The sequence below is a fragment of the Ignavibacteria bacterium genome (genome assembly GCA_013177855.1).
Classification (GTDB): Bacteria; Bacteroidota; Ignavibacteria; order Ch128b; family Ch128b; genus Ch128b.
In genome coordinates this window covers 2591332-2611769 of sequence record JABLYA010000001.1, presented here as the reverse complement: position 1 = coordinate 2611769, position 20438 = coordinate 2591332, and the positions used below count along the sequence as shown (strand labels likewise).

Genomic DNA, 20438 nt, shown 5'->3' with positions numbered 1-20438 from the left:
AAAGTAATCAAACTTCAATCATTCAAAATAAAAAAATGGTCAGGCAAAAAATCAGCCTGACCATTACTAAATTTATTTTATTAAAACCATCTTCTTGACAGATGAATATTTATCAGTCTGTAGATGATAGAAATAAACTCCACTGCTTAAATCATATGCATTCAAGAAATATTTGTATAATCCTTTACTCTGATACTCACTATTAACTAAGGTTTTAACTTCCCTGCCCATCAAATCATAAATTTTAAGTGTAACATTTGCACTTTCAGGAAGATTGTATTCAATGATTGTTGATGGATTAAATGGGTTTGGATAATTCTGTTTCAAGATAAATTTATCTGGTAAAATTTCACCTTCGACGCTAGTTTGATATCCGATGAAATCATCTTCTTTTCTTGGGACAATTTTATAGTTACTAAATGAGAAGAATAAAATACCTTTAATTGTAGTAAATCTATCACCAACATTTAGTGCAATAGTTTTGTTCGCAGGTAAAGTGGTTGACCAATTATTATGATATGGATGTGGTCCTTCCTGTGTCTCCAATCTTAAATTACCGGAACCATCGTCGATTAGAATCTCGCCAAAGTTATTATTTCCACCACCACCAGGACCTGGATTACCATCAGCGTTAGTATTTGTGACTGTAACATTATTGAATTTTATCAATACACCTTCCCATTTTTCTGCGCTAATTGTTCCTTTTGTTTTACCACCAATTTCACCAGTTGTAAGCAGCTGAGCCTCTGGTTCTGGATTATTATTTGAATTGACGATTAATTGAGTGACTGAGTCAATAGCAGTGTGGGAATTGATTTCCCTTATCAATCCTGAAATTGTGACATCCTGACCTTTTCTTAGTTCATCACCAGCTAAACCGGCAACCCAGATACCGCTCCAGGGACCAGTTCCATTCTGAATATAAGCTCTTCTGGATACTGAACCTCCATCACCGCGTAAATCTGATGTATCAGCAGTAACAACACCACGAATTGTAACTCGATAGTTTAAGTAACCACCAAGACCATTTCCAAATGGTGCATATTGAACATCTTGAATTGTAAGCGGTCTATTTAAGACAAGATAAAAGTATCTTGATCTTGATGTGTCAACTGGGTTAATAGATGAGTTGCCTGCATTATCAATAGCCCAGATGAAATAGTCAACTAACGCTGAATCTTGAACTCCTGGAATTGTTCCGCTCCAGGTTGTTCCACTGACTAAACTCATATTAATTTCATTTAATGTTCCACCATTTACTCGATACTTAATTTTTGCCTGTGCAACAGTTCCATCCAGATCAGAAATCGATGCAGTAATTGTTACAGGTTGATTGGGTCCTACAGTATTTAAATCTCTTCGAATTGATGAAATAGCTGGTGGAATGATAGTCCCAACTTTATAATCATCTGGAAGCATTGGTCTTAAAACATATCCTTGCGAACCTGTTCCTATCACACCACGAATATATTCTAAGGTAGTTCCATTAACTGGTGGATCCCAGGTTCTTAATTGATGAGCGCGCCTTGTAAAATATCCAGATTGATCATGAATAAATATTTTATTTCCTTGCGCATCATTAATTGCAAAAGTCCCGTTTGTTGCGTTAGCATCGGAAGTAATTACATTTCTAAATTCAACATACATTCCTTCATATTTCTCACCAGTTACAAGATTTGGTGTTGTGCCTGTTGCGAAGTCTGAAACATTAACTAATACAGGACTTTTTCTAAAATCTTTTTGACCAAGTACATTAACCGGTCTTGTTGTCAAAACGGCTAATTGTGTTTGCCGATAAGTTGTTCCAAACTCTTCTACTCTTCCAGTAATCTCCACTATCATACAGGTATCGAGTAAATCAAAATAAGTAGATTGACCGGCGGCACTTGTATCGTGCTGAATTACATTAAGTCCTGCCCATTCGTTTTCATTATAATTAGTATCGGCAATGTAAGTTTGCCACCTTGCACCAGCCCACATAATTGGCCGTCTTGTTGTGTTAGGATTATCAAGTGGTGCAATCATCACGACACCAATAACTCTAACTGTATCGCCAAGCTTTGGTGAATTGTCTTTTCCAGCTGCAAGTGAATCTGGAGGTTGAAATTGAATATCTCGAATAGAAACTAAAGGATATTGAGTTTGAGCAAATAAAGAGATTGAAAACAATGTTAAAAATAATAAAATACTTCTTTTCATCTTTGAACTCCTTACTTAATGATTAAAAATTTACCGGTCTTTATTTTCCCCGTTTTCTTGTCTTTTACAGTAAACAGGTAAAGACCAGAAGCAATCGCTTGATCATATTTTGTGACTAAATCCCACGCATGTTCACCGCCTGAGAGAATTTGATTTCCTTCTTTTGAATATGTTTCAAACCAGCGAATATCACTGCCATTATATTTCTGATTATGATCCAGAACAGCTACAACATCACCAGCCAGAGTATAAATAGTTATTTCACATTCCTCAGGTAAATTATAGAAATAGATTTTTCTCTGTCTTTCCTGTGGTCCATCCCAGATTGCACCTGCATAGTAGGGATTCGGATAAACTCCAATTTCAGCTTCATCAATTGATTTTGGTGGAGTTCCAGGAAATACTCGCAAGGCCGAAGCGGAAATACTGCTTTCCAAACTCTCGATGTTGTTCTCAAGATCGCCCTTATCAAATGCAGTAATAGAAAAAATATACTGCCAGCCATTTAATAAATTATCAAATTCAAATTTATACCAGTATGCAGTTGTATCACCTTCAAAAAATTTTGGTGCGTCAAGTTTTATGTAATTGAAACCTGTATTGTAACCATAATCATTTCCAGCACTGTCAAATTCAGCAACTTTTATTAACAATTGATTTAAATCTTGAGATTGAGTGAGATCAATTCCAGCCTGACTTTTATAGATTCTATAACCTTCAAAATCTTTTTTACCGGATAATGGATCTACTGATAATTCCGCAGAATTATCCCAGTATAAAGTTACTTTTCTATCCCCTGGAACAACTTTAATTTTTGGTGAGACAGGTGGCTCAGGAAATCGATATTTTGTATCATAAACAAGTTGTGCCCAGTGTGCATTTGAATATAGATTTTTTCGTTGAAGTTCTGTATCGAATTTTGGAAGATCAGACCCGAATTTTTTTGCACAGACAATCGCAAATGTCACATTAATTGAATCACCTGGTTCTAAATATCTGAAAGGTCCTGTTGAAATAAGAAATGAACGATTACTCGGAGTTAATCTTAGTGGATCAATCCTGTCTCTTCTTAAAGATTCAGATAACTTTTGATATCGTTGAATATCGTCCTGTGGTGAAAAATAAACTGGATCAGTTGTGTTTCTAAATTGCCAGGATTGAAAGTAAGCAGTATCAATTTTAGGAATCGAACCTAAATACTTAACTGCAAAATAACTATCAGAAAAACCAGGATCACCATCGTAATCAAATTCATAACCTAATCGAAGTGAATCAATATATCCATTTCCGCCATGCGTGAAGAAGGGTGAACCGACTCGAGGTGAGGTAACGTTGGTATTACGAACAACTGCGTCTGTCCATAATCCTACATAAACATTTTCAATTCGTTTGTTAGAAACATTTTTAATCCAGTAATTCATAATTACAAAAAAGTCAGCAAACGGGAAATTCCAGGCATAACTTTCCTGACGAACAGCTATTCCGAGAGGGTTATGATCGGGTATAACTTCACCACTGAGCAATCTTGTAGAAGTATCAGAATACTCCGCAATAAAATCTTGATGACTGATAGCCTGCGGGCTATAAAACTTACTTGTAAGAAGCGATGATCTCTCTATTATTACTGATTCCTGAGTGTTTGTAAATTCAAATCCTCCACCACGCGCACCAACAGATGATGCGTCAACAGAACCAGTGGTAACTCTAATTTGTCCATCTACTACTCCACCAACCCAGAGACTTCCGTCAAAAATATGCTCGATACCACTACCTTTTGGATATTCACAGTTAGGTTGTCGAGGCCAGAGAGTAAATCCGTGACCATACATTCCAAAGTTCGTAATTGTTAGACCAATATTTCCAACATTGGTGTATTTCGAATTATCATCTTTCAAAACTTTTGAAAGTTTTTGAGATTCCTGCGGAAAAGTTATAGAAGCAAAAATTAAAAGAATTGTAATTAGATATCTAAACATTACTTTCACACTCATATATTTTTAAACTTTTTTTAAATATACTTAATGATGATAGTGTTTTCAATTTTCTTAAAATCAAAAAAATTGAATTAAATATGAAAAGTAAATTAAAAACTATCAATGATTACATTCAATCAATCCCAGGGAATAGAAAAACTCTATTCTTAAAACTTTGGGACACTATTAAGAACAATATGCCAGAAGAATTTGAAGAAAGACTAAGTTTTGGGATGCCAGGTTTTGTCGTTCCAGAATCAATTTTTCCCGATGGCTATCATTGTAATAAAAATGAGCCTTTGCCATTTCTCAGCCTGGCGGATCATAAAAATTATATTTCACTTTATCATATGGTATTATATATGGATGACAAATTATTCCAATGGTTTGTAAATGAATATTCCAAAATATCAAAGAAAAAACTTGGTATAGGAAAAAGTTATATTCGCTTTACAGATGAGAAAGATATACCTTTTGATTTAATCGAAGAATTGATGAAAAAGATGGATGCACATACTTATATTAAACTTTATCTTAAACAAATAAATTCAAGGAGAAAATAAAAATGGAAATTAATCCCTGCATATGGTTTGACAGCGAAGCTGAAGAAGCTGCTGAATTTTATACTTCAATCTTTCCACAATCAAGAATTCTATTTACAGTTCCATACACCAAAGTTGGTTTCGAATATCATGGAAAGGAGGAAGGAACAATATCAACGGTGATTTTTGAATTAATGAATCAAAAATTTATCGCTCTTAATGGCGGTCCGATTTTTAAAATAAGTGAAGCAATCTCCTTTTATGTTTATTGTGATGACGATGAGCTGTTTGAAAAATTGTATAATTCATTGACTGATGGTGGTAGTGTGTTGATGCCGAAAGATAAGTATTTCTGGAGCGACAAATATGCTTTTGTCAAGGATAAATTTGGTGTGTGCTGGCAGCTGGATATTAACAAAATAAATTCAAACCAGAAGATCGTTCCGAGCTTATTATTTGTGAATTCAAAATATTTGAAAGTTGATGAAGCGGTTAAATTTTACACAGCCATATTCCCAGATTCAAAAATATTATTGGAATATCCATTCCCTGATCAGGAAGATATTCATCAAAAAGCTATACTTTTTTCTCAATTCAGTCTTTCTAAAAATTTATTTAATGCGAGCAGTGGTGGAAAAGTCCAGCATAATTTCGATTTTAATGAGGCGATTTCTTTTTTCATCAATTGCAGAAACCAGGATGAGATTGATTATTACTGGCAAAAATTATCTGAGAACGGTCAGATTCAAATGTGTGGATGGCTTAAAGATAAATATGGTGTAAGCTGGCAAATTGCCCCTGAAATATTTTTTGAAATGTTTCTAAAATCAGATCAAACAAAAAGAGAAAAAATTATTTCAGCAATATTTGAAATGACAAAGATTGATTTGCCGCGATTAATAAAAATTTATCAAGAATGATCAATTATTCGCCGATTACTTTAATGATTACTCGTTTTCTTCTCTGACCGTCAAATTCGGCGTAATAGATTTGCTGCCAGGGACCGAGATCAAGATGACCATCTGTAATTGGAACAATTACTTCATGATGAATTAATAAACTCTTCAGATGAGCATCTCCATTATCTTCACCAGTCCGATGATGACGATAATTTGGATTGTATGGTGCAAGTTTTTCGAGCCATTCATCTATATCCTGAATAAGTCCACTTTCAGCATCGTTTACATAAACTCCTGCGGTAATGTGCATTGCACTTACTAACACCATACCTTCTTTTACTCCACTTTTCGAAACTGCCTCTTCGACCTCTCGAGTGATATTAATATATTCTCTTCGCTTTTTTGTATTAAACCATAAATATTCTGTGTAAGATTTCATTTATTCTCTCCGCTATTTTGTTTCTTTTCCAAATTGCATCAAATATGCTTTAATGAAATCATTGATTTCACCATCCATTACGCCCTGAGTGTCAGAAGTTTCGTAATTCGTTCGATGATCTTTTACAAGATTGTATGGATGAAAAACATATGAACGAATCTGACTGCCCCACTCAATTTTCATCTTCGATTTTTCAAGTTCACTTTTTTGTTGATTAAGTTTTTCAAGCTCAAGCTGATATAATTTAGCTTTAAGCAATTTCATTGCATTGTTTCGGTTTTGCAATTGAGATCTTTCACTCTGACAGGCTGCAACAATGCCAGTTGGAATGTGAGTAATTCTAACAGCGGTTTCTACTTTATTTACATTCTGTCCACCTTTTCCACCAGAACGAAAAGTATCAATTCTTAAATCCGCCGGATTAATTTCAATTTCAATATCATCTTCAATTTCAGGCATTACAAAAACTGCTGCAAACGAGGTGTGTCTTCTTTTATTCGCATCGAAAGGTGAAATCCGTACAAGTCTATGGACACCGCTTTCAGACTTCAAATAACCATAAGCATAAGGACCTACTACTTCCACAGTTGCACTTTTAATTCCAGCTCCATCCCCTTCAAGAATGTCCATCACATTCATTTGGTAACCATTTTTCTCGCCCCAACGGAGGTACATTCTCAAAAGCATTTCAGCCCAATCCTGAGCTTCTGTTCCGCCCGCTCCTGCATGTATAGTAAGGATTGCGTTTTTTGCATCATCCTTACCGCTCAACATATTTTGGAATTCGAGTTCTTCAATTTCTTTTTTGTATTGATCAACTTCTTTTTCAATATCAGATAAAAATGCTTCATCTTCTTCAGTTTCTGCGAGTTCAATCAAATCGTTAAGATCTTTGCCTAACTTGGCGACCTTTTCGAAGCGTTCAATGAGTTCTCTGTAATTTTTAATTTCCTGAAGTATTTTTTGAGCGGTTTGCTGATCGTCCCAGAATGAAGGTTGTTGAGTTTTTTCCTCTAATTCTTTAATGATTTCTTTTTTCTTCTCAATGTCAAAGATAACCTCGTAAATCTTCGAGTCGTCCGTTTAATTCTTCTAATAGTCTTTTCTGTTCTTCGTACATATATCCTCTCAATTTTAAGTACAAATTTACGAATTAAATCAATTAGAATATTGACAAACTTTTCTGGAATTTTTTAAGAGCAAAAAGCATTTGAGCGTATTTGGTGAAAGCAAATAAAATCGTGCATTTTTATTTGGTGTTGCCAAATAAAATTTTTAGTTTTATAAAAAGTAAGTTTATAAAATGATCACAGAAGAACTTTTTAGTTTTAACCCATGGTGGGAAAAGGAATATTCTCCTGACCTAATTCCGAGAGAGAAATTTCTTGAGATTTTAAGAAAGAAATTAAATCAAAAATCTATAACATTTTTAACCGGATTACGCAGAGTTGGCAAAACATCACTAATGAAATTACTAATCAAAGAACTACAATATAAGATCAATCCTAAAAACATTTTTTATGTTTCCCTTGATTCCGTCTTACTTGAGAAATTAAACACAATAGATCTCGTTCGTGAGTTCAGGAAAATAAATGAACTAAAACGAAACGAAAAAATTTATCTTTTCTTTGATGAAGTTTCTTATCGAAATAATATCCACCTTGAATTAAAAAATCTATACGATAATGAAAATGTTAAAATTTTTGCTTCTTCTTCATCAACATCGGTTTTAAGGGATAAAAGAGGTTTATTGACAGGAAGAGCCTCAGTAGTTGAAATTGATCCACTTGACTTCAAAGAATTTTTGCAATTCAAGAAATTAGAATTTCAAAAATCTGAATTGTACTTAGCCGAAAAATTCTTCGAAAAATATTTAAAGTTTGGCGGAATACCAGAATATGTTCTAACCGAAGAAATTGAATACATAGATAATTTAATCGATTCAATAATATATAAAGACATTGCATTCTATCGTGGGGTCAAAGATGTTGAAACCTTAAAGACTTTCTTTAGAATTCTAATGGAAAGAACGGGCAAAAATTTTAGTTTATCAAAAATCTCAAAAGTTTTAGGTATTTCATCGGAGACTGTCAAAAGATACTTCGATTATTTTACAGAAACTTTTTTGATCTATCCTGTGGAAAGATGTGGTAAATTAAATGAAAGAATCAGAACTCCAAAAAAAATTTATGCCGCTGATATTGGTATAAGAAACTCAATTACAGGTTTAAGAGACATTGGTTCAATTTTTGAAAATATAGTTTACTTCGAAATTAAAGATAAAAAGCCTTGCTATGTTCTAGAGAACGGAATAGAAATCGATTTTAAATTTAATAATACATTACTCGAGGTTAAGTACAATTCTGACTTAAATGAAAAACAAAAACTATTGTTCGACAAAATCAGAGCCTCTGAGAAAATCATAATACGCAATATTGAAGATTATCTACGATTTATTAGATTAATTTAATCATCTACATCTATTTCCATTCTCAGCAGTGCTGAGGCTAAAGTTTTTCCCTGAGCATCGTGTTTTAATGAAACCGTTCCACCTCCACCAAGTGCATTGTGAAGAATAAAATTTAAAGCTCGAATATTTGGCATTTCATACCTTTCAACTTCACCAAAACAAATCCCTTCAAAATATTTTTTTACAACCTCAGCAGTTAAGTATTTCTTCAAAATCTCATAGCCTTTATCGTCGTAAGCAATAATTCCAATGTTTGCCGAATCGCCCTTATCACCGCTTCTTCCGTGAGCAATATCAATTAATCTTATTTTCATTTTAAACCTCCACAAGTTCAATTTCAGGTTGCACTAAATTTTTCGGAATAAGTGAGGGCCAATAGGCAACAACCTCACTTGCTCTTGGTCGTCCTCCGGCAAATCCAGTAACGCTCGGTGGTCCAGTCAATACTAGAGGAGCAATTTCTCTTCCAAATCTTTCAACTGCGTTATAATCTTTACCTCGAACCGCAATTCTAAAAACAACTTCATTTATTAAATCTTCATCAATTTCTTTTGCAAGTGGACCAAAGCAAGCATTGTAACCAAGAAACTCTGTTCGAATTTCATCAAACTTTAATCCAAGTAATTCAAGTCTCTTTCTCAAAATCTTATCAGCTGCTTTTGCTTTTGTCAGAGCTTTAGGCCAGGTGTAGGTCAATGTTCCTACTGCCGAATATCCATCAAAATATGAAGCTGAAACTTTATAAAATTCTGTTGGAGCTTTACCTTTTACATCATAAACTTTGACTCTATCTTCTCCAACCTGTTCAAGTTTGATTGAAGTAAAATCGGCTATGCACTCGGGAGTAATATAATTTTGTGGATCACCAATTTCGTAGACAAGCTGTTCAGCAACTGTTTCAATCGAAACAAGTCCACCAGTATTCTCATGTTTTGTTATTATCACAGTTCCATCGGGATAAGCTTCAGCAATTGGGAAACCAATCTCAGCCATATTTTCTATTGACTCCCAATCACCTAAAAAATTTCCACCAGTAGATTGAGCTCCACATTCAAGAATATGTCCTGCAACTGTACCAGCAGCCATTAAATCATAATTTGAATAATCCCAACCAAATTCATATACCATTGGAGCAAGAGTTAATCCGGTATCAGTAGTTCTTCCAGTGATGACAATTTGTGCACCTTGCTTTAGAGCTTCTACAATTGGTTGACTTCCGAAATAAACATTTGCACTTAAGATTCTATCTTTAATGGTTATAATGCTTTCATCTGTTTCCATATTTTTTAAATCAATTCCCGATTGAATTAATTCATCAATTCGATTTAATATATCATCACCAAGAACAACCCCTATCTTTAAATTTTTAAAGCCAAAACTTTCAGCCACTTTTTTCACTTCAATTGCACAGGAAAGTGGATTTACACCGCCACCATTGGTAATTACTTTAATATTTTTCTCAACACAAATTGGTAAAATTCTTTTCATTAATTCAGGAATATCTCTTGCGTAACCAAGATTAGGATCTTTCTTTTTTTGTTTTTGAAGAATTGACATAGTTACTTCGGCAAGATAATCCATCACCAGATAGTCAATTGGACCTTTTGTAACTTGCTGATAAGGAGCTTCGAGCAAATCTCCCCAAAATCCCTGCCCAGAAGCGATTCTAATTTTGTCTTTCATTTTTGCCCTCAACTATTTTATTGATTATTCTTTCAGCTATTTCTTCAAACTCATCTTCCGATTGAATTTCAATCCATTGGATATTTTTATCTTTTCGAAACCAGGTCAATTGTCTTTTCGCATATCTTCTCGTATTTCTTTTAATCAATTCAATCATATCGTCATAACTAATTTCCTCATTGAGAAATTCAATCACTTCTTTATAACCCACGGTTTGAAGAGCTACATTGACATCTCCGCCGAACTTCTTCAGAATGTTTTGAACTTCATCAATTAGTCCTGCTTTGATCATCTGATCAACTCTTCGATTAATTCTCTCATACAATTTTTGTCTTTCCCATTTTAGTCCAAAAATTAAAGTTTCGAATTCTGGTGTTTTATGTTTTTCTCTTTGAATTTGAGAAATTGGTTTTCCCGTGAGATAATAAACCTCGAGTGCTCTTATAATTCTTCGTGGATTGTTCTTATCAATTTTTGCACAAGTTTCAGGATCAAATTCCATTAATTTCTGGCATAAACTTTCAAGTCCTTTTTCTCGAAGTTCTTTTTCAAGTGATTGTCTTATTTCTTCATCGGCTGAAGGTCCTTCAAATATTCCATAAAGAAGTGAATTTATATAAAGTCCAGACCCTCCGACGACAATTGGGATCTTGTTTAGTGAATGCAGCTCGTTGATTATTTTTTCAGCCTCCTTCACAAATTTTCCAACATCATATTGCTCGTTTAATGAAATATGATTAATAAAATGATGCTTGATCTTTTTTAAGTCTTCTTCATCTGGCTTTGCTGTTCCAATTGTTAGTTCCTTGAAAATTTGTCTGGAGTCAGCTGAGATAATTTCTGTCTTGAGTCTTTGAGCAATCTTAATTGCCAATTTACTTTTACCCGAAGCAGTTGGACCAACAATCGCTAAAACTCGTCTCTCCATCCTTCAATACCAATAAGCGGAACGAATTGAAACGCAGGAATTTTTTCAATCTCAAATTCATCTACATCTTTTTTAGTTAATATGTAAAGAACCTGCGTAGCTCTTGAACCAACTGGAATTACAAGTCTACCACCAATTGCAAGTTGATCTTTTAGAGGTTTGGGAACATCGGGTGCGGCTGCTGTGACAATAATTCCATCGTAAGGTGCAAATTCATTCCAACCCAAAGTCCCATCTCCACAAATTGTTGAAATATTAAGACCGAGTTCCTTAAATCTTCGCCTTGCTTCTTTAAACAAATCAAAATCTCGCTCAATTGTAAAAACTCTTGCACCAAGATAATCAAGAATAGCAGCTTGATAACCCGAGCCTGTTCCAACCTCAAGAACTTTCATTCCCTTTTTGACTCTTAATGCTTCAGTCATAATTGCAACAGTAAGCGGCTGAGAAATTGTTTGCCCTTTCCCAATTGGAAGCGCAACATTTTTATATGCTTGATGTCTTAAAACTTCAGGGACAAATAATTCTCTGGGAACATTCCGAATTGCTTCAAGAACTTTTTCATCTTTAATTCCTTGCTGGATCAGCTCTCTAATTAATCTCTCTTTTTCGTCTTCGTACATTTACCTTCCAAATTTTTTCTAATTCAAATTTAAAGAAAATTAAGTAAGAAATTCGAAAAGCAGTTGATGAAGAGAAATTTATTTCAAATTTCTACTTGCCAGCATTAATGATTTGCGATTAAAATATTCTTTCATAATGCCGAGCCATTAAGATGATCTTATTTTCTTAGAGTATTAAATAAAAACTTATTTGACTTATTAAAAGTAATGATTGGTTTTCTTTATCAAATCAACGACTAATTGTAGTAATTGACAGCACGATATTCTTGATTATCCGCCTAATTCGTGGATGATAATTAATTCTCAAAACTTCCTCCAGTTGATAATGATGCTTAATGAAACCTTTAAGCTTACAAATTCAAATAATTTTATATTTGAAAAAATCAGAAACAATAAAAGAAAAAAATTATGTTAAAGGTTATAAATCTTCATAAAGAATTCTCGGGCATTGTAGCAGTTGACAATCTAAGTTTTGAAATTAATGAAGGTGAAATTTTTGGACTTTTAGGTCCAAACGGTGCAGGCAAAACCACAACAATTCGATGTCTTCTCAATATAATTCAACCTGACAAAGGCGAGATCTTGTTTAATGAGAAAAATTATTTAGACATTAAAAATTTTATTGGTTACATACCAGAAGAAAGAGGCCTTTATCTAAAAAGTCGAGTAATAGATGTGTTGACCTATTTCGGCGAATTAAAAGACAGGTCAAGAAGTTTTGTGAAAGAACGAGCCAATTATTATTTAAATAAACTTGAAATGAAAGAGACTGCCAATCGAAAGGTCAATGAATTATCAAAAGGAAATCAGCAAAAGATACAATTAATCAGCGCCTTTATTTCCGAACCAAAAATTTTAGTTTTAGATGAACCTTTCTCAGGACTTGATCCGATCAATCAAGATTTAGTCGTGGAATTAATTAAAGAATTTTTAGATGAAGGCAAAATTGTAATGCTTTCAACTCATCAAATGGATATCGCTGAAAAACTCTGTAATAAAATTTTACTTATTAATAAAGGCAAACAGGTTCTTTACGGCTATCTCAATGAGATTAAAAAACAATTTGGGCGAATGAATCTTCATTTGAGAGGAACGAATCTGGATAATAACTTGAAAAACTATGCCGAGTTTGAATCAGTTCTCCTTTACGAAAATTATGCTGAGATTTTTTTAAAGGACAATTTGAATACAAAAGACTTAATCCAAAAGCTTTTAATGAATTATAATATTACTTCGTTCGAACTCAAAGAACCTTCACTTCACTCTATATTCATAAGAACAATTAAAGAGATCTAAACAATGAAAAAATTTTTGGTTATAGCTAAGTGGGAATATTTAGAAAAGATTAAAAACAAAACATACATCTTTATGACTTTTTTCTTCCCACTAATCATCTTCGGGATTGCACTTGCTCCAGCTTTACTAACTTCTGATGAAGATAAAGAAACTAAAGTCATCGGATTGATTGAGAAAAATATTTCTATTCAAAAAGAGCTTGAGATCTCTTTGAGTGAATATAAAACTATTGATGGTCAGCCCACATTTTTAATTCAAAGAATAGATTTCCCCCGATTAAATACAAAAGAAGTAATTGACTCCGCTTCTAAACTTATACTTAGTAAAATCATCGAAGGATTAATATATGTTGAAAAAGTGAATTCCGACTCGTTTATTGTAGAATATCATTCAGAAAAAATGTCTGGGATTAAAGATATAACTAGAATTGATAAAGCGATTAATCAATCAATATTAAAAGTAAAGTTTAATGATCATAATCTGGATTCAAAACTTGCTGAAAAGCTTACTCAACCAGTTGGAATTAAAAGAGTAAAAGTTTCACCAGAAGGAAAAGAAAATCTTGACTTAGAAAAAGTTTACATTGGAACATTTGCATTTGTTTGGTTATTGATAATGTCTCTTTTGATGGTCGGAAGCTCACTTGTCAGAAGCGTTGTTGAAGAAAAATCAAATCGAATAATTGAAATTCTACTCTCATCCTGTTCAGCAAAGGATTTAATGGCTGGTAAAATAATTGGTCTCAGTGCATTAGGTTTAACTCAAATTTTCATCTGGATTTTGATAGCTGTCTCAGCACTTGGACCAATGGTTCTTCAGTATATTCAGCTACAAAATGCGGGTTTCGTTTTTCTTTACTTCATTTTAGGATACATTTTATATTCAGCTTTATTTATTGGTGTTGGATCAATTGGAAGCACCGAACAGGATTTACAATCTATAATGAGTATCTTAAGTATTCTGATCGTTTTTCCAATAATTATATCGTCAATAATTATTGAAAATCCTTCATCAAACCTTGCAGTTTATTTTTCATATTTCCCACTGACTACTGCACCAATGATGATAATGAGAGTAAGTCTTTTCGAGATTAGTTTATTAGAAAAGATTGCAAGCCTTATAATTTTATTACTATCAATTTATTTTGTGATCTGGTTTTCAGGTAAAATTTTTAGAGTTGCAATTTTAAGTTATGGTAAAATTCCCAATCTACAAGAAATCATTAAGTGGTTGAAAAGTTAGTGATGTTAATTTCATCTATTTTTTTCGCTGTACTTCCAGTTGTTGCCTACCTTGTAATTTTATGGCGGCTTGATAAATACGATCGCGAACCAATTAAATTACTTTTGCTTCATTTTTTATGGGGAATGATTGGTGCAGTCTTAATCAGTATATTTTTCAGTTTACAAATTAATAAGCTATTTAATGCGGTTATATACGATAAATTTTTGATAGAATTAGCAGCAACTGTTTTTACAGCACCAGTTATTGAAGAAGCTGCAAAAGGATTTTTCTTAATTCTAACTGTAAGCAAAAGGAAATTTGATAACTTAACTGATGGTATTGTTTACGGTGGTGCAATTGGACTTGGATTCGGATTAACTGAAAATTTTCTTTATTTCCTCTACTCAACTTCAAATTTTGATGATCTAATTCATCTGGCTTTTATAAGAAATATTTTTTCCGTTTCTGTTCATTTTATAAGCACATCAACATTTGGATGTTTTCTTGCTTTAAGCAAATTCAAACCGATTAAGAAAAAAATTTTTTATATGATCGCAGGTTATTTAATATCAGTTTTCATTCATGCTTTCTGGAATTTTACCGCCACTTTTAGCTGGACTTTTATCTTTGGATTAATATTTGTTCTTGTATCTCTGACTTTAATTTACTCCTTATTACAATTATCTCTATCTTTTGAAAAAAATATCATTGCTTATGAAATGAATGATGAGATTATAAACGGTAGATTAAAACCAGATTTTGCCTCAATTATTTCAGAGTATAAATTAAGAAATACAAAAGGTTGGATTAAAGAAGACCTCAGGAAAGATTACATTAATTTTGCAACAACTCTTGCATTTCGGAAAAATCAACTTAGAAATATTTCTTCGGACAAGTTGAGAAGTTCTTACGAAAGTGAAATAAAACAACTTCGAGAAAAATTACAGCAACTCGAACTTGAATCGGAAGGATTACTTTATTCTGAATAAATATGGAAACTAACTTGAAACAGAAATCAACAGAGAAAATTGCAATTCTTGGCGGTTCATTCAATCCAATTCATATCGGACACTTGATTCTTGCAAATACTGTTTGTGATGAGCTCAATCTCGACAGAATAATTTTTGTACCCTGTTACATTCAGCCTCTTAAATCAGACAAAGATTTTGCTCCACCTGAATCAAGACTTGAGATGATTAAACTTGCAATTCAAGATAATCCAAAATTTGAATTATCAGATATTGAAATCAAAAGAAAAGGAAAATCCTACACCGTTGATACTTTAAAATATTTTAAGAAAAAGTTTGATGATTTGTATTTTGTAATTGGTGCAGATAACATTAAAGATTTTCATCGCTGGAAAGAGCCAGACACAATTTTACAACTTGCAAAATTGATTGTAACAAATCGCGGTGGAGTTAATCAAAAATTACCCGCAAAACTAAGAGGTAAAAAAATCTTCGTCTGTCAAATTCCAGATATTGAAATCTCAAGCACAATGATTAGAAATAATATTCGTTCTAATAAGAGCATTAAATATCTTGTACCTGAAAAAGTTGAAAAGTATATAACTAAACACAAATTATATAAAAACTACGGAGGATAAATTGAACATTCTGGTAACTGGCGGAGCTGGCTTCATCGCCTCTCATATTGTTGATGCATTCATTGAAAACGGTCACAATGTAACCATCATAGATAATCTAACCACAGGTCGCAAAGAAAATATAAATCCCAGAGCAAAATTTTATGAAATAGATATTCGTGATGATTTAACAAAAATATTTGATGAAGGGAAATTTGATGTCGTAAATCATCACGCAGCACAAATCGATGTTCGCCGTTCTGTTACTGATCCAATTTATGATGCTGGAGTCAATATCATCGGTACTTTGAATCTTCTACAAAACTCTATCAAATTTGGAGTTAAAAAATTTATGTTCGCATCTACAGGTGGTGCAGTTTATGGCGAACAGGATTACTTCCCCGCTGATGAAAACCACAAGCAACAGCCACTTTCACCTTATGGAATTTCTAAACTCAGCGTAGAAAAATATCTTTATTTCTATAAAGAAGTTCATGGATTAAAATATACTATTCTGAGATATGCAAATATTTATGGACCAAGACAAAATCCGCTCGGAGAAGCAGGTGTAGTTTGTATTTTCCTTGATAAAATATTGGCTGGCGATCAACCAATTATCAATGGCAGCGGTGAACAAACGCGAGATTATGTTTATGTTAAAGATGTAGTAAAAGCAAATCTTCTAACTTTAAATGAAGAAGAATCTGACATTTATAATGTAGGAACCGGAATCGAAACAAGTGTAAACGAATTATTCAGATTGATTAATCAAAATTTTAATAATTCAATAAAAGAAGTTCATGGACCTGCAAAGCCAGGTGAACAAATGCGGTCTGTTATTACTTCTGAAAAATTATTCAAAAAATTTGGTTGGAAACCTTCCACCAAACTTGAAGATGGATTAAGAGAAACTATCGAATATTATAAATCACTTGCAAAATGAACATTGATCAATTCATAGAAAAAATTTCACATAAAGATAAAAAAGCAATTGCTCGAGCTCTGACTGAGATTGAAAACAACACAAAAATTGCACAACAAATCATTGATAGAATTTCTTCTAAATATGGTCATTCATACAGAGTTGGAATCACTGGTCCCCCAGGTGCTGGTAAAAGTACTTTGACAAATGCTCTCGTCAAATTACTCGTCTCTAAAAATTTTTCGGTTGGAGTAATTGCAGTAGATCCCACTTCTCCATTTACTGGAGGCGCTCTTCTTGGTGATAGAATTAGAATGTCTGAAATTGGAACTCATCCAAATGTTTTTATCAGAAGTATGGCATCAAGAGGAAGCCTTGGCGGATTAAATCAATTTGCTTCAGAGGCTGGTGATGTTTTTGATTTTGCAGGATTTGACTTTACTATTTATGAAACAGTTGGCGTTGGTCAATCTGAACTTGATGTTGCAAATAATGTAGATACAACTGTTGTTGTACTTGTGCCTGAATCAGGTGATTCAATTCAAGCAATGAAAGCAGGTTTAATGGAAATTGGGGATATTTTTGTAATGAACAAGTCTGACAGGGCTGGTGCTGATCAGGCAGTTGCTTCACTTCAATTTATTCTTTCTTTCAAAGAACACGATGAAAATATTTGGTTACCTCCAATTATCAAGACAACTGCATCAGAAAATAAAGGCATCGAAGAACTCTATCTAAAGATTTTAGAGCATAAAGAATTTTTAGAAAAAACTGGTCAACTAAAATTAAAGAGAGAACAAAGATTTAAGAACCGCATTAAAGATTTAATCTCGAACTATCTAAAAAAAGAATTATGGAATGACGAGAGAGTAAAGATTCTTGATGAAAAACTTCAATTAATTCTTGAGAATAGAGAGAAAGTTTCGAATGTAGTTCGTGAGTTGGTTGATAATTTTAAAAATGGTCAATGAATTCAAAAATTTGCTTGCGAGCTAATCTTTATTTTTTATGAGGGTATAAAAATAAAGCAGCAAAAGAATTCCACTGAGAAGTAATTTTGCATAATCATTAAATCCATATTCATTCGTATAAAAGAATTTATAAAAAATATATCCGCTCGTAAAAACAACATTCAATATTAAAATCAAAAGTATTAAATGGCTCAATTTAGATTTGAAATACTTTTTTGCTGTGAATTTTATTCTTTCAATCATTATGTATATGATTTGTTGGGTTTTTAATTTTTCATTATCATCAAGAATAAGGGCAGGCTTAAACCTGCCCCTTAAAGTAATTAAAAGTATCCCCATTTCACATCGAATTTACCTTCAGTTACAACTTTTTTATCTGAAGGATTTTGTCCTTCCGCGGTAAATTCAAATGTTCCGGAGATTATTTTATTTGCTGTATCAAACTTAATGACACTAACTTTACCTTTGATTGTTTCACTCGAACTGGTCGTATAAGCATTTCCAGGTTGAAAAGATAAATTTGCATATCCAGTCGCACCATTAACACCAGCTATTCCTAATTTGTATTCTCCTGTTCCAGTGAGATTTGTTAACCAGATATTAATAACTGATGTAACTGTTCCGCTCACCTGCATTCCAACAATAGTAAAAGTATTACCTGATATTTGCTGAGCATACGCTCCTGGAACTGGTGCACCTGGCATAGTTGTAGACGACCAATTCTGTCCATCAATTTTACAGCTCATAGTTCCAGCACCTGTTTGTGTAGGACCACTAATTCCTCCATCTACTGGGTTGTCTTCTTTTTTACAACCCGAGAAAATCAAAATAAACACGACAAAAAATGTTGCAAGTGAATTAATTAGTTTTCTCATTTTATTACCTCCCTAATTTTTTACATATGCAAATTAGAATCCTTGATTAATAGTTCAATACGACAAATGAAGAATTTTATTAATCACTTTTTAACTTAGAGGGAGGTAAAAAATTTAATTAGATACTTTTTTCAGTTTATAAAGAAGAAGGTGAACGATTTAAGTTTCTCGATCACCTTCTCTTAAAATATAGAGTGTATTAATTAAATATTCCCCACTTTACATCAAATTTTCCTTCAGTAATCCGTTTTTCTCCAGTCGCATTTCCTGAAGCAGCTTTTGCGGTAAAATAGAATGTGCCAGAGACAATCTTATTTGTTTCATCAAATTTTGTTATGGTCACTTTTCCAGTATATTGGTCTTGACCAGGTTGATAGGCTGTTCCGTAAGCACTTCCGTCACTATAGCTTACTACGCCATATCCAAAATAATTTAATCCTGGTACACCAAGACTATATTCTCCAGTTGATCTAACATTATTTAAACTTATGAGAATTGTGGAAGCAGTAGACCCACTTATCTGAGTTCCCATAATTTGTAAAACTGACTGACTGCCAGAAACTGAAAAGTCAGCATAGGCAGCTGGTATTGGAGAACCAGGAATTGCAGAAGCTGACCAATTTACATTATCAATTTTAGCAGACATAGTTCCAGCTCCGGTTTGAGTGTTTCCTCCATCGCCGGGACCTGTAGGATTGTCCTCTTTTTTCTGACAACCAATGAGAAATAATGATGATAGTGTAAAAACTATCAGAACGAGCTTTAATGAATTTAGCTTCATGATTTTACTCCTTTGTTGTTTATTGATTTGTTGTTTTTATAGGTTCATTAGTGGAAACTTCAAATTGAACATTTCCAAGTTCGATCACATTAGATGTTCTTCTTCTTAATGTCATATTTAATACCAGAAATAAATTACTTAATTAAAATCATCTTCTTAGTTTGAACAAATTCACCAACCTGTAATTTATAGAAATAAACTCCGCTCGAGAGATTACGAGTTTGTCCAGCATTAAACTCGACTTCGTAACTTCCTGCATTAATATATTCATTAACCAATGTAGCAACTTCATTCCCAAGAACATCATAAACTTTTAATGTTGTATAACCACTAACCGGAGACTGCCAGGTGATTTTTGTGCTTGGGTTGAAGGGGTTTGGGTAGTTCTGACCAAGACTGAACTCGGCAGAAACACCCGCAGCCTGTCCCTCGACCGCGGTGATCTGTGACAGTGGTCTCCTCCAGACGCCTCCGTTTTCGGTTCCTGCGAAGAGATTGTCTGCCGAGATCGTAAGAGAAATGACGTGGAGACTCGACAAGCCGGTATTGAATGGAGTCCAGCTTGCGCCGTTGTTGGTGGAAAGGATGACCCCACCGCCATACGTCCCGGCGAAAACGTTCGTGCCCGATGTCGCAAGAGCGTAAATGTTTAAATTCGTCAGCCCGGTGTTCACCTGCGTCCAGCTTTCACTATTATTGGTGGAAAGGAAAATACCGTTGGCGTGAGTTCCGACGAAGATATTCGTCCCGCCTGCTTCATTGAATGACACTGCAAGAGATCGGTCTTTCGTGATCCGTGTGATGGTGGAGGTGGCGCTGATCTCTGTCCAGCTCGATCCATTGTTAGTCGAACGGAACACACCGCCATCGGTCCCGGCGTAAACACTTGTATCTCCTATTCCGCTAGAAGTAATGGCGAACGCGCGCCCAAACCCACCGTACGGTCCATTGTTTTGCACCAACTTCGCATTAACATTTGCAACTAATAAAAAAGTCAAAAAGGTAAATAAGACTTTCATTTTAATTCT

General features: G+C 33.7%; 21 protein-coding genes. 9 read left to right on the top strand and 12 right to left on the bottom strand.

From position 1 onward, the window contains the following. Positions 1-72: 72 nt before the first annotated feature. On the bottom strand, positions 73-2199 hold the full coding sequence (locus HPY57_10960; protein ID NPV12299.1) for a T9SS type A sorting domain-containing protein: 2127 nt from the start codon (positions 2197-2199) through the stop codon (positions 73-75). An 11-nt stretch (positions 2200-2210) separates the two neighbouring features. Continuing rightward, entirely contained in the window at positions 2211-4190 is a 1980-nt protein-coding gene (locus HPY57_10955; GenBank protein NPV12298.1) for a hypothetical protein, read from the bottom strand. An 80-nt stretch (positions 4191-4270) separates the two neighbouring features. Between HPY57_10955 and HPY57_10950 the strand changes: the two genes are divergently transcribed. Further along, complete coding sequence (locus HPY57_10950) at positions 4271-4735, top strand: DUF1801 domain-containing protein (GenBank protein NPV12297.1); 465 nt, start codon at positions 4271-4273, stop codon at positions 4733-4735. Between the two features lie 2 nt (positions 4736-4737). Beyond that, on the top strand, positions 4738-5634 hold the full coding sequence (locus HPY57_10945; protein ID NPV12296.1) for a VOC family protein: 897 nt from the start codon (positions 4738-4740) through the stop codon (positions 5632-5634). A gap of 4 nt (positions 5635-5638) precedes the next feature. Here HPY57_10945 and HPY57_10940 read toward each other — a convergent pair whose 3' ends face one another. Continuing rightward, positions 5639-6052 (bottom strand): YjbQ family protein, encoded by a 414-nt coding sequence (locus HPY57_10940; GenBank protein ID NPV12295.1) that lies wholly within the window; start codon positions 6050-6052, stop codon positions 5639-5641. Positions 6053-6064: 12 nt separating this feature from the next. Beyond that, positions 6065-7172 (bottom strand): peptide chain release factor 2 gene (locus tag HPY57_10935; GenBank protein NPV12294.1). Its coding sequence is split into 2 segments (ribosomal slippage): positions 6065-7102 and positions 7104-7172, totalling 1107 coding nucleotides; the frame shifts between segments, so codons are not numbered across the junction. A 183-nt stretch (positions 7173-7355) separates the two neighbouring features. Between HPY57_10935 and HPY57_10930 the strand changes: the two genes are divergently transcribed. Next, positions 7356-8522, top strand: coding sequence for an ATP-binding protein (locus HPY57_10930; protein NPV12293.1), 1167 nt, complete (start codon positions 7356-7358; stop codon positions 8520-8522). Here HPY57_10930 and HPY57_10925 read toward each other — a convergent pair. The 4 genes from HPY57_10925 to HPY57_10910 are packed head-to-tail and all read right to left on the bottom strand — an operon-like array spanning position 8519 to position 11756. Beyond that, entirely contained in the window at positions 8519-8836 is a 318-nt protein-coding gene (locus HPY57_10925) for a hypothetical protein (protein NPV12292.1), read from the bottom strand. The two genes, HPY57_10930 and HPY57_10925, sit on opposite strands and share 4 nt — an antisense overlap. 1 nt (position 8837) lies before the next feature. Then, a complete protein-coding gene (locus HPY57_10920) occupies positions 8838-10205 on the bottom strand; it encodes a DUF1446 domain-containing protein (GenBank protein NPV12291.1) in 1368 nt (455 codons plus the stop codon). Then, positions 10189-11133 carry a tRNA (adenosine(37)-N6)-dimethylallyltransferase MiaA gene (gene miaA, locus HPY57_10915; protein NPV12290.1) on the bottom strand — a complete coding sequence of 315 codons (945 nt, stop codon included), beginning with the start codon at positions 11131-11133 and terminating at the stop codon, positions 10189-10191. Before miaA ends, HPY57_10920 begins: the two co-directional genes overlap by 17 nt. Then, complete coding sequence (locus tag HPY57_10910; protein NPV12289.1) at positions 11115-11756, bottom strand: protein-L-isoaspartate(D-aspartate) O-methyltransferase; 642 nt, start codon at positions 11754-11756, stop codon at positions 11115-11117. Before HPY57_10910 ends, miaA begins: the two co-directional genes overlap by 19 nt. 408 nt (positions 11757-12164) lie before the next feature. Between HPY57_10910 and HPY57_10905 the strand changes: the two genes are divergently transcribed. From HPY57_10905 to meaB, 6 genes are read left to right on the top strand one after another with little or no spacing between them, the layout of a single operon-like run. After that, positions 12165-13052 (top strand): ATP-binding cassette domain-containing protein, encoded by an 888-nt coding sequence (locus HPY57_10905; GenBank protein NPV12288.1) that lies wholly within the window; start codon positions 12165-12167, stop codon positions 13050-13052. A gap of 3 nt (positions 13053-13055) precedes the next feature. Next, complete coding sequence (locus HPY57_10900; protein ID NPV12287.1) at positions 13056-14294, top strand: ABC transporter permease; 1239 nt, start codon at positions 13056-13058, stop codon at positions 14292-14294. After that, positions 14279-15265: a PrsW family intramembrane metalloprotease gene (locus HPY57_10895; protein ID NPV12286.1), complete on the top strand. Its 987-nt coding sequence runs from the start codon at positions 14279-14281 to the stop codon at positions 15263-15265. Before HPY57_10900 ends, HPY57_10895 begins: the two co-directional genes overlap by 16 nt. A gap of 2 nt (positions 15266-15267) precedes the next feature. Beyond that, on the top strand, positions 15268-15882 hold the full coding sequence (locus HPY57_10890) for a nicotinate-nucleotide adenylyltransferase (GenBank protein ID NPV12285.1): 615 nt from the start codon (positions 15268-15270) through the stop codon (positions 15880-15882). 1 nt (position 15883) lies between these two features. Then, positions 15884-16804: an NAD-dependent epimerase/dehydratase family protein gene (locus HPY57_10885; protein NPV12284.1), complete on the top strand. Its 921-nt coding sequence runs from the start codon at positions 15884-15886 to the stop codon at positions 16802-16804. Continuing rightward, complete coding sequence (meaB, locus tag HPY57_10880; protein NPV12283.1) at positions 16801-17754, top strand: methylmalonyl Co-A mutase-associated GTPase MeaB; 954 nt, start codon at positions 16801-16803, stop codon at positions 17752-17754. Before HPY57_10885 ends, meaB begins: the two co-directional genes overlap by 4 nt. Before the next feature lie 21 nt (positions 17755-17775). On the opposite strand, the gene HPY57_10875 is transcribed toward meaB, so the two are convergent. The 4 genes from HPY57_10875 to HPY57_10860 form a co-directional block, all read right to left on the bottom strand. After that, positions 17776-18093, bottom strand: coding sequence for a hypothetical protein (locus HPY57_10875; GenBank protein ID NPV12282.1), 318 nt, complete (start codon positions 18091-18093; stop codon positions 17776-17778). After that, positions 18078-18629 (bottom strand): hypothetical protein, encoded by a 552-nt coding sequence (locus tag HPY57_10870; protein NPV12281.1) that lies wholly within the window; start codon positions 18627-18629, stop codon positions 18078-18080. The genes HPY57_10875 and HPY57_10870 overlap by 16 nt, the downstream gene beginning before the upstream one ends. Positions 18630-18828: 199 nt before the next feature. After that, the gene (locus HPY57_10865) at positions 18829-19410 is read right to left on the bottom strand and encodes a hypothetical protein (protein ID NPV12280.1); all 582 of its coding nucleotides are present in this window, start codon (positions 19408-19410) and stop codon (positions 18829-18831) included. A 134-nt stretch (positions 19411-19544) separates the two neighbouring features. Next, a complete protein-coding gene (locus HPY57_10860; GenBank protein NPV12279.1) occupies positions 19545-20429 on the bottom strand; it encodes a T9SS type A sorting domain-containing protein in 885 nt (294 codons plus the stop codon). Positions 20430-20438: the final 9 nt, after the last annotated feature.

What these genes read in the sequence shown, in the direction of transcription:
- HPY57_10960 (NPV12299.1), bottom strand. Translation starts at nt 2,199, where the DNA reads ATGAAAAGAAGTATTTTATTATTTTTAACATTGTTTTCAATCTCTTTA.
- HPY57_10955 (NPV12298.1), bottom strand. Translation starts at nt 4,190, where the DNA reads ATGAGTGTGAAAGTAATGTTTAGATATCTAATTACAATTCTTTTAATT.
- HPY57_10950 (NPV12297.1), top strand. Translation starts at nt 4,271, where the DNA reads ATGAAAAGTAAATTAAAAACTATCAATGATTACATTCAATCAATCCCA.
- HPY57_10945 (NPV12296.1), top strand. Translation starts at nt 4,738, where the DNA reads ATGGAAATTAATCCCTGCATATGGTTTGACAGCGAAGCTGAAGAAGCT.
- HPY57_10940 (NPV12295.1), bottom strand. Translation starts at nt 6,052, where the DNA reads ATGAAATCTTACACAGAATATTTATGGTTTAATACAAAAAAGCGAAGA.
- HPY57_10930 (NPV12293.1), top strand. Translation starts at nt 7,356, where the DNA reads ATGATCACAGAAGAACTTTTTAGTTTTAACCCATGGTGGGAAAAGGAA.
- HPY57_10925 (NPV12292.1), bottom strand. Translation starts at nt 8,836, where the DNA reads ATGAAAATAAGATTAATTGATATTGCTCACGGAAGAAGCGGTGATAAG.
- HPY57_10920 (NPV12291.1), bottom strand. Translation starts at nt 10,205, where the DNA reads ATGAAAGACAAAATTAGAATCGCTTCTGGGCAGGGATTTTGGGGAGAT.
- miaA (NPV12290.1), bottom strand. Translation starts at nt 11,133, where the DNA reads ATGGAGAGACGAGTTTTAGCGATTGTTGGTCCAACTGCTTCGGGTAAA.
- HPY57_10910 (NPV12289.1), bottom strand. Translation starts at nt 11,756, where the DNA reads ATGTACGAAGACGAAAAAGAGAGATTAATTAGAGAGCTGATCCAGCAA.
- HPY57_10905 (NPV12288.1), top strand. Translation starts at nt 12,165, where the DNA reads ATGTTAAAGGTTATAAATCTTCATAAAGAATTCTCGGGCATTGTAGCA.
- HPY57_10900 (NPV12287.1), top strand. Translation starts at nt 13,056, where the DNA reads ATGAAAAAATTTTTGGTTATAGCTAAGTGGGAATATTTAGAAAAGATT.
- HPY57_10890 (NPV12285.1), top strand. Translation starts at nt 15,268, where the DNA reads ATGGAAACTAACTTGAAACAGAAATCAACAGAGAAAATTGCAATTCTT.
- meaB (NPV12283.1), top strand. Translation starts at nt 16,801, where the DNA reads ATGAACATTGATCAATTCATAGAAAAAATTTCACATAAAGATAAAAAA.
- HPY57_10875 (NPV12282.1), bottom strand. Translation starts at nt 18,093, where the DNA reads ATGGGGATACTTTTAATTACTTTAAGGGGCAGGTTTAAGCCTGCCCTT.
- HPY57_10870 (NPV12281.1), bottom strand. Translation starts at nt 18,629, where the DNA reads ATGAGAAAACTAATTAATTCACTTGCAACATTTTTTGTCGTGTTTATT.
- HPY57_10865 (NPV12280.1), bottom strand. Translation starts at nt 19,410, where the DNA reads ATGAAGCTAAATTCATTAAAGCTCGTTCTGATAGTTTTTACACTATCA.
- HPY57_10860 (NPV12279.1), bottom strand. Translation starts at nt 20,429, where the DNA reads ATGAAAGTCTTATTTACCTTTTTGACTTTTTTATTAGTTGCAAATGTT.